Source organism: Streptomyces sp. TBY4 (assembly GCF_024213195.1).
In the GTDB taxonomy this organism is placed as follows: Bacteria; Actinomycetota; Actinomycetes; order Streptomycetales; family Streptomycetaceae; genus Streptomyces.
On the sequence record NZ_JANAVF010000003.1, the window covers coordinates 482,373 to 495,793 of the forward strand.

Here is a 13,421-nt window from a genome sequence, read left to right on the forward strand (position 1 = left end):
AGTTGAACCGTGCGGTCGCAGCCGTTGTTTCACGTGAAACAACGGCTGCGCCCGCTCAACTTCCTTCCGGCAGGCGCCCGACCGGGAGCAGGAGGGTGGTCACCGCGCCCCCGTCGGGGGCGTTGGCGAAGCGCAGCTGGATCTCCAGCACCTCCGCCTGCCCGGCCGCGATGGTCAGGCCGAGCCCGTGGCCCCGGCCGCGTCCGGGATCCCCGGTACGGAACCGCCGCGGGCCCTGCTCGATCAGCTCGGCCGGATAGCCGGGCCCGTGGTCGCGTACGGTCACCAGCGGGCCGGTGACGGTCACTTCGACCGGCGGCCGCCCGTGCTTGTGGGCGTTGACCAGCAGGTTGGCCAGGATCCGGTCCAGCCGGCGCCGGTCGGTGAGGACCACGGCGTCCCGCTCGATCCGTACCGTCACGGGCAGCCGGGTGCCGGCCGCCGCCCGCTCCACCGCCCGGCCGAGCTCCACCCGGGCCAGGTCGGCCCGTTCCACGCCCGCGTCCAGCCGGGAGATCTCCAGCAGGTCCTCGGTGAGCAGGTGCAGGGCCTTGAGGCGGTCGTTGATCATCTCCTTGGGCCGGCCCTCGGGCAGCAGGGCGGCCGCGGCCAGCGAACCCGTGAGCGGGGTGCGCAGCTCGTGGGCGACGTCCGCCGTGAACCGCTTCTCCGCCTCCAGCCGCGCCTGCAGGGAGGCCGCCATCGAGTCGAGGGCCTGGGCCACGTCCCGGACCTCGTCGCGGGAGCGCGGGCGCTGTCCCTCCCCGTCGGCCGGGAAGCCGACGCGGGCGTCGAGGTCCCCGGCGCTGATCCGGCGGGCCACGGCGGCCGTGGTGGCGAGCCTGCGGCTGATGCGGCCCGCGAGGAAGATGCCCGCGAGGGCGACCACCCCGGCGGCGAGGACGGCGGAGACCAGGATGGCGGCGTCGATCTCCCGGAGCCGGGTGCGGGTGCTGTCGTAGGGGACCCAGACGGCGAGGGGCTTGCCGTCGGCTGGTCCGGCCGCCCACATGACGGGCTTGCCGTCCTGGGTGCCGGTCATGCTGCCGGTCAGTCCGCGCGCGACCAGGTCGCGCAGCGGGGCGGGGAGGCCCGGCGGGTCGAGGGCGCTGTTCCCGCCGCCGTGCGCGGTGCCGTACTCGTACTGGCTCAGGGCGTAGTCCAGATCCCGGTCCACGTCCTTGCGGACCTCGCCGACGATCTGGCGGGCGACCACGTTGTGCACGAGGATGCCGAGCGCGGCCGCGACGGCGCAGCACACCGCCGTGGTGGTCATGGCGATCTTCCAGCGCAGGCTGCTCGTGCGGCGCATCGGGGTCCCCGCTCCTCAGGCCGTGCCGGGGCCGGCGCCCGGGCCCGGGCAGGGGGAGGCGTCGCCCTGGTTCGGGCACTCGTCGAGGGTGAGCTGGGAGAGGTTCATGATCCCGGCCTCCGGGTCCCACACGTAGTCGGAGATGGAGACCTTCTTCGGGTTCGAGGTCGGCTCGCGCACCGCGAGGTGTTCGGCGGCCACCTCCACGCCCTCCAGGACCCCGCGCCGGGACAGGATGCGGGTGATCGTCCCGTTGTCCCGGACGGTGTAGACGCGCAGCTCGCTGAGGCGGCCGTCGATGTCCAGGGCGGTGATCAGCTCGGTCCTGCCGTCGCCCGTCACATCGGCGAGGACCGCCGGTCGGACGGGGCAGTCCGGGCCGCCGTCCACAGCCTGTGTACAGAGCGCGATGCGCTGGATCGCCCGGGGGTCGACGAGCCGGCCGGTGCCGGCGTCCGCGGCGGTGGCGGCGGTGATGTCGGCCCGGACGACCTCCACGGCGTTCACGCCCTTCATGGACAGGTCCGGGACCTTGGCGAGACCGGGGACGGCGGTGGCCGTGCCGGACTGCTGGCCGGGGGCCGGGGGGTCGGGGCGGATGTCGTCCCACAGCGAGCGGGGGGCGCGGGCCGTGCCCAGGTCGCCGTCGTTGCGCAGGCCCTCCACGTCGGCGCAGCCCGCCGCGGCCGCGAGGACGGCCGCCAGGAGGAGGGCCCGGCTGCGCCGGAGGGAGGGCCTCATGTGCTGATGCTCTCCCGCCGGGAGCGGGGTGGCCCGGGGGCAGGGCCATTGGGGGGACGCGGCGCCGCCGGTCCCAGGGGCTCCGCCCCCGGACCCCCGCGCCTCAAACGCCGGCGGGGCTGGATTCGGGCTGGGCCCGGTGGGTGGGTGCGGCGCCGCTGCCAGGGGCTCCGCCCCCGGACCCCCGCGCCTCAAACGCCGGCGGGGCTGGATTCAGCTGCGGGTGGGGTCGGCGATGGCTCGGGCTGCTGTCAGTTCCTGGCGGACGGGGGAGAGGACGGAGGTTTCGTCGATCTCGGGGGGCGGGGTGGGGTGGAGCTGGGCGGGGTTGTCGGCGCGGCGGACGCCGTGGGCCAGGGCGCGGAGGTCTTCGGCGATCGCGTCGACCTCCTGCGGGGCCGGGGGCTGCGCACCGTGGTTGACGCGGACCCGGGCGGCCGTCGTCGCGTCGACGATCCGCTCGACGGCGACCACCAGGGGCCACCATGCGGCGGCCCGCTCCCCGGTCGGCGGCGGCTCGGTCAGCGCCCGCTGGAACTCGCTGCGCACGCCCGACAGGTCCCGGTAGATGCGGCGGCGGGCCTGGAGCCGGGCGGTGCGGGCCGCCCGGAGCCCGGCATCGGTGTCGGGGTGGCCGCCGAAGGCGCGCTCCACGTACCGGGCGGCGTCGTCCACGGTGTCGGCGAGCCGGTCGCCGATGCGGGTGTGCCAGCTCTCGGGCCAGAGCAGGTACCCGGCGATGAGGGTGATGGCGCAGCCGATCAGGCTGTCGAGCAGCCGGGGCCGGACCAGGTCGAAGCCCTGGTGGTTGAGCAGGTCGGAGAGGAGCAGGATGACCGGGGTGATCGCCGCGGTCTGGAAGGCGTAGCCCTTGACCGAGAAGACGGGGATGAGGGCCGCGAGGACCACCATGACGGGGACGTCCCACCACCCCCGCGGCACCTCCGAGAGCACGGCGGCCGCGACGACGAGCCCGCCGGCGGTGCCCAGGGCGCGCAGCACGGCCCGGGAGAACACCGAGCCGAAGTCGGGCTTGAGGACGAAGGTGACGGTCAGCGCGACCCAGTAGGAGCGCTCGATCTCCACCACCGATACGAGGGACTGCGCCAGCCCGATGCACAGCGCGAGCCGCAGCCCGTACCGCCAGGAGGCCTCGGAGAACATCATGTCGCGCACCGCCCGGCGGGCCCGGACCCGCAGCGCGGCGGGGCGGCCGAGCCGGTCGTCCACGTTGTGCATGTCGGGCTCGGCCAGCGGGACGATGGTCGCGGCGTGCCGCAGGGCCGCGTCGATGGCCCGCTCGGACTGGCCGTCGGGCGCGGGCAGGTCCAGTACGGGGATGTCCGTGCGGCCCTCCTCGACGGCCGTCGCCAGGACCCGTACGGCCTCCGGGATCGCGGGGGAGAGGGGTCTGCGCCGCAGGTGCGCGGCGGGCGCGGCCTCGACGAGCGGGATCAGGACGTTCAGCTGGGCCAGCATCCGCACGAGCGAGGGGCTGTGCCCGTGCACCCGGGCCCGGCGGCCCAGCACCAGGTCGTAGGCGTGGTTCAGGGCCTGGGTGACCTGCTGGCGGCGCTCCTCGTAGGCGGGTCCCGGCCTGCCGGCGGCCTCCAGGCTGTCGGCCAGGGCCCGGTAGGCGGCGGCGACGGCGGCCCGCTCCGGCTGCCGGCCGCGCAGGGGCCAGCCCAGCAGGGTCAGCAGGAGGACGAAGAGTCCGCCGGCGGTCAGCAGCAGGGGGGCCGTCCACCAGGGACTGGGCATCGGGAGGCCGGCGCCGACCACGGCGTTCAGCAGGAGCAGCAGTCCGGAGACGGAGGCCACCGTGCCGATGGAGGAGATCATCCCCGAGACCAGGGCGATCAGGGTGAGGACCCCGACGGCGACCCAGCCGTGCCCGAAGACCAGGGTGCCGAGCGCGACGCCCACGGCCCCGAAGAGCTGCGGCACGGCGATGTTGAGGATCCGCATCCGGTAGGCGTCGGCCGTGTCGCCGATGACCCCGGACAGGGCGCCCATCGAGACGAGCGCGCCGTACTCCGGCTCGTCGACGGCGAAGCCGACGGCCAGCGGCACGGCCAGGGCGACGGCCGCGCGCAGCGCGGCGGCCCAGGGGACCGGTGCGGAACTGGGCCGCAGCCCCTTCAGCAGCCAGGCGGGCGGGGCCAGCGGGCCGAACCGTCCGGGCGGCTGCCCGGCGCGCGCCGTCCCTCCGGCCCGTCCGGCCCGCGCTGTTCCTCCGGCCCGCCCGGGCGGTATGTCTTCGGTGCGTTCGGTGCTCATTCCCGCTTCCGTGCCGCCGCTCGTGAATCGGTTCTTCTGTGCTGCTCTAAGGATTCTTCTACGGATTTGCGTGCCAATCCGCCCGTTCCGAGCTTATGGGGTGCGGCGCAGTCGGCCGCTCAGCCAGGCGGCCAGTGCGGCGGCGAGGCCGACGGCCAGCACCACCCAGGCGGTGGTCCGCAGGAACGCGGTGAGCGCGTCGTACACCGCTTCGGCGGCCGCCCGGTCGATGTCGGCCGGCAGGTCGTCCAGGGTGAGCCGGCGGCACAGGACCAGGGCGACCCACAGCAGGACGGCCCCGACGGCCAGCCCCAGCCCGGTGGCCAGGACGGCCCGGCGGCGCCGGACGGCGACGGCGATGGCGACCGCGGCCAGCACCACGGTGAGCACGGGGAGCCAGACCCCGGCGATCTGCAGCATGCGGAAGCCCTTCCGGAGTGCGCCGAGGTTGTCGTACTCCATGACCTTCACCGAGAGGTGCGTTTCGGGGATGCGGTCGGCGAACGGCACGCCGTTCTCGACGAGGTCGCCCTTGATGCTGGCGATCACGGGCGCGAGGTCGATGGTCACGGCGTTGCCGTCACCGGTGGTGAGGGCCTGGAGGAAGGCGCCGTGGGCGGCGCGGTTCGCGGCGTCCCAGGCCGTTCGGTAGGCCTGGGTGCCGACGAAGGAGCGCAGGGCCTCGCCGAGCAGGGTGTCGACCCCGCCCTGGAAGGGGCCGGCGTCGATCTGCCCGGAGATCGCCCGGCCGGCCTGGGTGACGACCACGTTCTGCACGGCGGGATCCGAGGCGAGCGGGGACATGGCCGCGGTGTAGCGGTCCGCGCTGCCGAGCTCGTGATCGGCCCAGTACGCGACGGCGCTCGCGGGCACCAGCAGGGCCACGAGCGCGATGAGTACCGCCGAGAGGTAGGTCCGCACGTCACCAGGGAAAGGGGCCCGGGCCCGCGGCGCGAGCCGGGTTGCTGCGGGCGGGTGGCGCGGGCGGGCGTGTCGCGTACCTCGCCCAGGCCGGGCAGGCCGTCGCCAACCTGCGCACCGTACGGCCTAGGCCGCTCGGGTTGCCGGTTCAGGGGCGCGGGTGTGCCCTGGAGGATGGGAGAGAGGAGCCCGTCATGGCACATGCGGCACCCACCGCCCCCCGGGGGCACCGGCAGCCGGCGTCCGGCACGGCGGCCCACACGATGAGCAGGTCGGCCCTGATGCGACCGCTGCTCATGGGCCTGGTCTACGGCGTCTACGCCGCCTTCATGAAACGTCAGATGGGGCCCGTCGACGCGGGCAACGTCTTCTACGGGATCCTGTGCGGCGCGATCTTCGCAGCCTGCCTGATGGTCCTGGCCCGGATCGGCCCGCGGCTGGCGCAGGAGCCGCACGCGGCGGCGTACGGGATCTTCGCGGGCATCTCCTTCGGCTACCTGTACAGCCTGGCCGGCGAATCCATCCTGAAGAGCTCCGGCCTGGGCCTGCTCGTCGGCGCGGGCGTCGGCGCGGCGGCCTTCTACCGCTACCACACGCGCCACGCCTCCTAGGGGGTGTCCGCACACCTGCTCCGGGGCATGTGCTCCGGAGCAGGTCTCTGCTGGGGACAACTCCGCCGCGCGGTACTTTCGGCCGGGCGAATCCGGACAAAAGACCGACGCGGGCGGGTGGGCCGGTGGCTGAGACTGGTGAAGGCGCCGGTTCCCGCGCTCCGTGGTCGAACCTCACGTGACCACTCTCCGTTGCCGAGGGCGCGGGAACCGGTGCCTCCTCATGCCGTCCTGGCCCTGCGCGATGTCCTCCGCGGCCCGGGCGGTGTCCTACGCGGCCGTGTCGTCACCGGCCGGGGTCTCCGTGGTGGTGTGGGCGGTCTTGGCCGACTCCGGTTCCGGCTTGCGCACGGGCGGGGCCGGCGGGGAGAAGCGGGCGGCCTCGGCGCGGAGCATGGCGTTCAGGGCGAGGTAGGGGTCGAAAGGCATGGCGGAACCTCACGGTGTTTCGGGGGTGTGGGGGGATGCGCGCCAGGGGTGCCCGAGGGGCCGGGCGCGCAGTGCTGCTGCTCGGACTCCCGGCCCGGTCAGCAGCGCAGGACCACACTCCGTACCGCCCGCAGGGACACGGTCGGTGCTCCGGCCCCCGGTGCGTGCGTGACCGGGCCCGAGAGGCGGGACCGGGGAGGTTTCACGTGAAACACCGGACGCTGCAGCCCGCGTACGCCCGGGACCCCGCGCGCGGGGACCCGTACGGCCGCCCGTACTTCCGGATCGCCGGCCGGATCCGAGGGTGCCTCGGTGGGCTCGGCCGGGGCGGTGGGGGCGGAGCGGGGGCCTTCGGCCGTCGCGGCGGACGGACCGGTCCCGCCGACGCCGAACAGGCACAGCAGCACGACGCAGAGCACCGTCAGGGCCGTCATCAGGGCCCTGGCCGATGCCGTTCGTGCTTGTCGCGCAGGTCGCATCCCGCTCATGCGGAGGGTGTGCCCCGACACGCGGGCGGACTCTCCCACCGGACCGCAGATCCCCCCTACCGGGGGATGAAGACACCCCCCGCGGCTGTCAGGTGGCCGCAGGGGGTGTCCGCCTTTCGGGGCCGCCACCCGTCAGCGCAGGGTGCGGCGATGGCCGGTGAGGCGGGCCAGGACGGCCGTTTCACCGCTGATCAGGCGGAGTTGGGCCCGGCTGGACGGCCCGCCCCGCCCGGAGACCCCGGGGGAGACCAGGATCACGGTGAACACGGCCGTGCGTTGGTCGGCGCGGGCCACCTCGATCGCCTGCCCGCGCCGCAGTTCGCCGAGCCGGGGCAGGTCTCCGGAGACCACGGCGGTGCCGGCCGCGCCCGGGGCCGGGCCCGCGGAGTCCCATACGGCGACCTCCGGGGCAGGGGGTTTGGCGTCGGCGGCCCCGGGCTCGGGGTCCGCCGCGTACGGCCGGCCGGGCTCGTGGCGGCCGGGTTCGCGCCGCCCGGCGTTCCCCCCGCCGGGCGGCGCGCCGTCCGGCAGGGGTGCCTCCGTCACCGGTACGTCCGTTCCGAGCGCCGGGATGACCAGGCGCAGCGGCTGCGCGGTCGGCAGGGCCGTCACCCCCGAACGCCCGGGCCGCCGGGATCCCTTGCCGGTGGTGTGGCCGCCGGAGTGCTCCAGCTGCCGGGCCACCCGGCGCGGGCCGGACAGTCCCAGGACCCGCGAGGTCAGGGCGTCGCCCGCGGTCGGGGCGGCCGGGCGGCCGCCCTCGGTGGTGTGCAACACCCCTAGTCCGGTGCACAGCAGAGTCACCGTCAGTACGCCGACCACCCACTGGGCGCGGGGCATGGGAATCCCTCCTGGTCCGGCTCGGACGGCCGGTCCCGAGAGCAGTGGACCCCTCCCGGCCCCCCGGTGGTGCGCGTAACACGGCGAACGGACGGTGCGTCATCGGCGTGCGGCCCTCCTCCGGAGGCGTCTTCGCAGCTGGCGGCCGGTGGGCCGGGGCCGGAGCGGGTGCGGGGGGCGTGCGCCCGAACGGGTGAGAACGTCAAGGGAGGACCTTGGGCGTGTCGGATCGGCGGCACGTTCTGCCACATGCGAAAACCTGTCAAGCGGGACGATGTGACGGTCCGTCGGCCTGAGTTGCGGCCCGGGGGAGGGCGGCTTGTTCTTGGATCATGAATGATCCGTACGCATACGCCCTGGCCATGGGGACTCATGGCCTTCCGGGCCTTCCGGGCCTTCCGGGCCCCTCGAGCCTTCCGACGGCGTCCGCAGCGGATTCCCGTGCCGGTGCGGACGCGGACGCGGACGCCGATGCCGATGTCGATGCCGGGTTCGTCCTCGCCGGTGTCCGGCCATTGCCCAGGAAGCGGTCCGAGACCGCCTCCCGCAGGGCGTCCGCCAGGCCGTCCACCACGCGCCGCTCCCGCCAGGGGCGTTCCGCCGCGCTCACACCCGCTCCGGTGTCCGGACGGGCCGCCGGGCCGGAGGCAGGACCGGCGCCGCAGCCCGGGTGAGGTACCCGGCGCCGAGCGGCGGGCCGTCCAGCTCGGTCGTGGCGACGGGCTGGAGCTCCGAGAGCCGCCGGAGCAGGCCGGGGGCCAGCTCCGGGCCGACCGCCCGGATCAACGCCGAGGCCTCGGTGGGGTGCGCGTGCACCCAGCCGATGCGGCGCAGCCCCGACCAGCCCGGCTCTCCGGCGGCCTCCGCCAGGGCGCGGGCGGCGAGGGCCAGAGGCAGCAGCCGGACCGTCGCGGGAGCCCCCGCCGCCCGCGCCTCGGCCGGAGCGGCCCGCACGGACTCGGCGACCGCGAGCCGGGTGAAGGCGGGCCGGGGCAGCTCCGCGTGGTCGGCCAGGTCGCTGACGGTCGGGGCCAGGCAGTGCACCCCGGCCGGGAACCCGTCCCGGACGGCCGCGGCGGCGACCATGCGGCCGGCCGGACCGGCGTCTCCGACGGTGACCAGGTGGAATGCCGTACGCCTCTCCCCTCCGGAGGCGAGGGGCAGCAGCGCGGCCGCGGTGGCGGCGGGCTGCTCCACGCACCACACGGCGTCGAAGCGGCCGCCGGGGGCGGGACCGGCCGGGGTCCCGGCGCCGGCCGGGACCCCGGGTCCGGCGAGGACCTCGGCGCCCCGGCGCGCGTCGAGCCGGGCCGCGAGGAGGTCCACGTACTCGGGATACAGCCCGATCAGCGCGAGCTGACGGGCCAGCAGCAGCCTGCTCTGCCGTGCGTCGGTGGCGGTGAGCAGGGTCAGGTGGTGGCCGCGGCCGAGCAGTTCGGCGGCGAGCCGGATGCCGGTGGGGCTGGCGGCCCCGGCGAGGGCGATGTGCACGGCGGACTCGTTTCGAAGGAGGTGGGCGCGTGCTCCTACGCGGTGGCGGTGACGGTGGCTCCGGCGGTGGTGGCGCCTGTGGTGGTGGCGCCTGCGGTGGTGCGGATGGCTCCCGGGGAGCCGGCGGCCCTCACCGCTCCCGCGAACTCGGCGGCGGCCGGGACGGGCGGCAGCGGTGCGGTGACGGTGACCTCGCCGGGGATCGCGACCCGGGTGAGGAAGGCGCCGCGCTCGGGACCGGCGCCGATCACGGAGAAGCAGACGGTGTCCTCGGTGCCGACGAGGCCGTTGATCACGTCCGTGTAGAAGAGGACGGGGGTCGCGGAGGTCACGAGGTTGCCGAGCTCGCGGGCGTGCGCGGGGGCCTTGCGCGTGTCCAGGCCGGCGAGCTTGTGGTAGTCCTCGACCAGGGCCGGGCCGGCCTGGTGCGTGTAGATCCGCCGCACCTCGTCCACGAAACCGGGGCGGTGGGCGTCCATGGTCTCCTGGTTCAGCATCATGCCGCGCGAGTAATAGCGGGCCAGTTCCGGACCGTTGAGGCCGAATGCGGAGAGTTCGGCGGAGCCGGGAAAGCCCGGCGGGTGGGCGGCGCCGCCGCCGGGGTAATGGATGAGCGGATCGCTGAATCCCGGCTCGCCCCCGAAATCGAGGGAATCGCGCGAATAGAAACCGAGTCCGGCCTCGAAACTCTCGTCCCGCTCGAATACCAGGGCGGTCGCGGCATCGGAGAACAGCGCCCCGGAACACCACAGGGTGTGCGCGAAGGGATGCTCCCCGTCGGCGCCGCTGTACTGGGAAATGATCCCGTTCTCGTCGACCCCGATGGGGCTTGCGGCGTTGTACGAGATCACCAGCGCGCGGCGGGTGCCCGTCCGGGCCAGGTGCGCGGCGACGCGGGAGAGCCCGCCGCAGCCCGCGCCGAGCTGGAAGGGGGGCACGCTGTCGGGGATGCGCAGGCGGCGCAGCAGGTTGAAGGCGTCCTGGTCGAGCATGATCTCGTACGGGGTGCAGGTGGCGACGAAGACGGCGTCGATGTCCTCCGGCTCCGCGAGGGCGGAGCGCAGGGCGGAGCGGGCGACGTCGACGACGGTGTCGAGCGAGGCGAAGCGCTCCCGGTCCCAGCTCTTGGAGGCGACCCCGAGTATCCGCTGGATATCGCGGCCGCTGATTTCCTCGCCCTCCCGCTTGCGGTGCGGGATGTGCGCGAGCCGGGCCCAGTCCTCGACCGAGATGACCTCGCCGATCTGGGCGCCGACACCGGAAATCCGATAGGGGAACGGGTACGCGTACGCGGCGGGGGCGGGGGGATTGGCCGTTTCCGAGGCAGACATGGTTCTCCGGTCCGTCGAATCCGATGGGGACGGCTCCAGCGAACACCAGCGGGAGGGTGCGGAGAAGGGAATCCAGGGGGTGCAGTGGTGAAAGCGTTGAATACCGGAACCAGAACCGGAACCGGATCCGGAACCGGATCGCGGTCGTGGTCCCTCCCGGGGTGGGCGCCGTGAGCGGGCGGGGCCGGGTCGCCAACGCCCGCCTGGGGGGCCTGCTGGCCGAGGCCGGGTGGAGCGGGGCGGAGCTGGCGCGGGCCGTGAACGCGCTCGGCACCCTGCACGGGCTGCCCCTGCGCTACGACCGGACCGCCGTCGCGCACTGGCTGTCGGGCACCCGTCCGCGGCGGCCCGTGCCGGAACTGATAGCGGCGGCGCTGACGGAGCGCTGCGGACGGCTGGTCACCGTGGCGGAGGCGGGCCTCGACCCGGCCCCGGCGAAGCCCGCCCCCGGCGCGGCGGAGGCCGCAGACGGCGCCGGGGAGCTGCTCCGCCTCGCCCTCCAGGCCCGCGCGGACATGGACCCGCACAGCAGACCCCCACTGCTCCGCAGCCCGTACCAGCCGACCCCGGTCCCCACACCGACATGGGACCCACCCCCGCCGAATCCCGCCGACGCAGATCCGCACCCGCCTGCACGGCCGGCTGCACACGTCGGCGCGGCTGCGGGTACGGGGACCGGCCCGGGCACGCCTCCCGGCACGGGTGCGGCGGCGGGTACGGGGACCGGCCCGGGCACGCCTCCCGGCACGGGCGCGGCTGCGGGTAGGGGGACCGGCCCGGGTACGCCTCCCGGCACGGGCGCGGTTGCGGGTACTGGCCCGGGTACCCCTCCCGGCACGGGTGCGGCTGCGGGTACGGGGACCGGCCCGGGCACACCTCCCGGCACCGGCGCGGCTGCGGGTACTGGCCCGGGTACGCCTCCCGGCACGGGTGCGGCTGCGGGTATGGGGACTGGCCTGGGTACCCCTCCCGGCACCGGCACGGCAGCGGGTAGGGGGACCGGCCCGGGCACGCCTCCCGGCACCGGCGCGGCTCCCGGCACCGGCATCGTTCCCGGCACGGGCGCGGCCACCGGGGCGGGTGCCGTTCCGGACAGTGCCACCGGCGCGGGTGCCGCGACCGGCAGGGGTTCCGGCACCCGCGCGGGCGCCGTTCCCGGCACCGGCATCGCTCCCGGCAGGGGTGCGGGCACCGGCCCGGGCGCCGATACCGGCCGGGGCATCGTTCCCGGCGCGGGGGCAGCCACCGGCAGGGGCGCGGCCACCGGCAGGGGTGTCGGCACCGGCGTCGCTTCCGGTACGGGCATGGCCACCGGCGGGAGCGCTGCGGCCGGGAGGGGTGCCGGCACCGGCGTCGGCGCCGCTTCCGGTACGGGCATGGCCACCGGCGGGGACGCCGCGACCGGCAGGGGTGCCGGCGTCGGCGCGGGTGCAGCGACCGGCCGCGGCATGGCTGCCGGTAGGGGCGCCGCTCGCGGTGTCGGTGCCGTCACCGGCACGGGCACCAGTTCCGGCACTGCTCCGGGCACGGGCGCAGCCACCAGTTCCGGCCCCGCTCCCGGCACGGGCATCGCGGAGCTTGCCGCGCGGCGGCATCTTGCGGCGCATGCCGAGCAGTTGAGGGCGCTCGCGGGGAGCTTCTCGGGGCTCTACCTCACCCACGGCGGCGTGCACACCCGCACGGCTCTCGCGGCCTGGCTGGCCCAGGACGCCGGCGCCTTCGCGGCCCGCCACGCGGACGGCCCGGGGGCCGTCGGGCGCGGGGTGGCGGACGTCTGGCGGGGGTACGCCCAACTCGCGCACCTGCTCGCCGAGATGACGGCGGACGCCGGGTACCACGGGCTCGCGCAGGAGTACCACGGCATCGCCCTCGGGCTGGCCCGGCAGGCCGGGGACCGGCGGATGTACGCCATCACCCTGCGCGCGATGAGCGCGCACGCCGGCCGCCTCGGCCAGCCCGCGCACGCGGTACGGCTCGCCCGGACGGCGGTGGAGACGGCACCGGCCGACGGGGAGCCCGGCACGCTGGCGTTCCTCCTGGTCCAGCGCGCGGCCGCGCACGCGCACGCCGGGCAGCGGGAGGCCGCCGCCGCGGATCTGGCCGCCGCCGACCGGTTGCACGGGCGGCACGCGGTGAAGCCGCCCGACGGGCCCTTCGACTCGTACGGCCGGGCCGATCTCGACTTCGCCCGCGCCCGCACCCACCTCGCCCTCGGCGAGTTCCCGGCCGCGGCCGAGGCCCTGGAGCGGTCCCTGCGCGGCCGCGCCGCGGGCCAGCACCGGGCGACCGCCCTCACGCACGCCGCGCTCGCCGAGACACTGCTGCGCCTCGGGCACCTCACCCGGGCGTGCGAGCACTGGCGGGCGTTCCTCACGGCCGCCCCGGCGGTGCAGTCGCGTGCGGTACGGGAGGCACTCGGCCGGCTGCTGCGCGACCTGACGCCGTACCGGCGCACACGGGAGGCGGTCCCGACCCTCGCGATGGCCCGAGCCCTGGCGGAACGCCTGCCATGAACGGCGCCGGCTGCCGCGAACACGACGGCCAATCCAGCGCGGGCCGCCGCCCAGCACGGGCTGCTGCTCAGGGCGGGGTGCAGCCCAGTGCGGGCTGCCAGCCGCCGCCGGGCCCCCCCACCGCCGGGCCCCCCCACCGCCGGGCCCCCCACCGCCGGGCCGTCCAGTGCGGGCTGCTGCCCACCGTCGGGCCCCCCGGCGCGGGCGGCCGCCCAGCGCGGGGTGCTGCTTAGGGCGGGGTGTAGCCCAGTGCGGGCCGCCAGCTGCCGCCGGGCTGCTGCTCGCCGTCGGGCCCCCCGGCGCGGGCCGCCGCCCAGCGCGGGGTGCAGCCCAGCGTGGGCCGCCAGCTGCCGCCGGGCTGCTGCCCACCGTCGGGCCCCCCCCAGCGCGGGCCGCCGCCCAGCGCGGGCTGCCAGCCGCCGCCGGGGCGCTGCCCGCCGCCGGGCCCCCAGGGCGGGCTGCTG

General features: G+C 76.0%; 11 protein-coding genes. 2 read left to right on the forward strand and 9 right to left on the reverse strand.

Translation table 11 applies throughout. From position 1 onward, the window contains the following. Window positions 1–55: 55 nt before the first annotated feature. The 4 genes from NLX94_RS10180 to NLX94_RS10195 all read right to left on the reverse strand — a co-directional run bounded on the left by NLX94_RS10180 (window position 56) and on the right by NLX94_RS10195 (window position 5,254). Entirely contained in the window at window positions 56–1,312 is a 1,257-nt protein-coding gene (locus NLX94_RS10180) for a HAMP domain-containing sensor histidine kinase (protein ID WP_254382297.1), read from the reverse strand. Window positions 1,313–1,327: 15 nt separating this feature from the next. Beyond that, entirely contained in the window at window positions 1,328–2,053 is a 726-nt protein-coding gene (locus tag NLX94_RS10185) for a hypothetical protein (RefSeq protein WP_254382298.1), read from the reverse strand. A 213-nt stretch (window positions 2,054–2,266) separates the two neighbouring features. Continuing rightward, a complete protein-coding gene (locus NLX94_RS10190; protein ID WP_254382299.1) occupies window positions 2,267–4,333 on the reverse strand; it encodes an FUSC family protein in 2,067 nt (688 codons plus the stop codon). Window positions 4,334–4,426: 93 nt separating this feature from the next. Then, window positions 4,427–5,254 (reverse strand): hypothetical protein, encoded by an 828-nt coding sequence (locus NLX94_RS10195; RefSeq protein ID WP_254382300.1) that lies wholly within the window; start codon window positions 5,252–5,254, stop codon window positions 4,427–4,429. A 194-nt stretch (window positions 5,255–5,448) separates the two neighbouring features. Between NLX94_RS10195 and NLX94_RS10200 the strand changes: the two genes are divergently transcribed. Beyond that, window positions 5,449–5,865 carry a hypothetical protein gene (locus NLX94_RS10200; RefSeq protein ID WP_254382301.1) on the forward strand — a complete coding sequence of 139 codons (417 nt, stop codon included), beginning with the start codon at window positions 5,449–5,451 and terminating at the stop codon, window positions 5,863–5,865. Window positions 5,866–6,135: 270 nt separating this feature from the next. On the opposite strand, the gene NLX94_RS10205 is transcribed toward NLX94_RS10200, so the two are convergent. The 5 genes from NLX94_RS10205 to NLX94_RS10225 form a co-directional block, all read right to left on the reverse strand. Beyond that, window positions 6,136–6,294, reverse strand: coding sequence for a hypothetical protein (locus NLX94_RS10205; protein ID WP_254382302.1), 159 nt, complete (start codon window positions 6,292–6,294; stop codon window positions 6,136–6,138). Between the two features lie 98 nt (window positions 6,295–6,392). Next, entirely contained in the window at window positions 6,393–6,728 is a 336-nt protein-coding gene (locus tag NLX94_RS10210; protein WP_254382303.1) for a hypothetical protein, read from the reverse strand. A 186-nt stretch (window positions 6,729–6,914) separates the two neighbouring features. Beyond that, the gene (locus NLX94_RS10215; protein ID WP_254382304.1) at window positions 6,915–7,622 is read right to left on the reverse strand and encodes a class F sortase; all 708 of its coding nucleotides are present in this window, start codon (window positions 7,620–7,622) and stop codon (window positions 6,915–6,917) included. A gap of 606 nt (window positions 7,623–8,228) precedes the next feature. Beyond that, window positions 8,229–9,113, reverse strand: a complete 885-nt coding sequence (locus tag NLX94_RS10220; protein ID WP_254382305.1) for a hypothetical protein — start codon at window positions 9,111–9,113, stop codon at window positions 8,229–8,231. Window positions 9,114–9,148: 35 nt separating this feature from the next. Next, window positions 9,149–10,444 carry a 3-oxoacyl-[acyl-carrier-protein] synthase III C-terminal domain-containing protein gene (locus NLX94_RS10225; RefSeq protein ID WP_254382306.1) on the reverse strand — a complete coding sequence of 432 codons (1,296 nt, stop codon included), beginning with the start codon at window positions 10,442–10,444 and terminating at the stop codon, window positions 9,149–9,151. A 170-nt stretch (window positions 10,445–10,614) separates the two neighbouring features. On the opposite strand from NLX94_RS10225, the gene NLX94_RS10230 reads away from it, so the two are divergent. After that, a complete protein-coding gene (locus NLX94_RS10230) occupies window positions 10,615–12,957 on the forward strand; it encodes a hypothetical protein (protein ID WP_254382307.1) in 2,343 nt (780 codons plus the stop codon). Window positions 12,958–13,421: the final 464 nt, after the last annotated feature.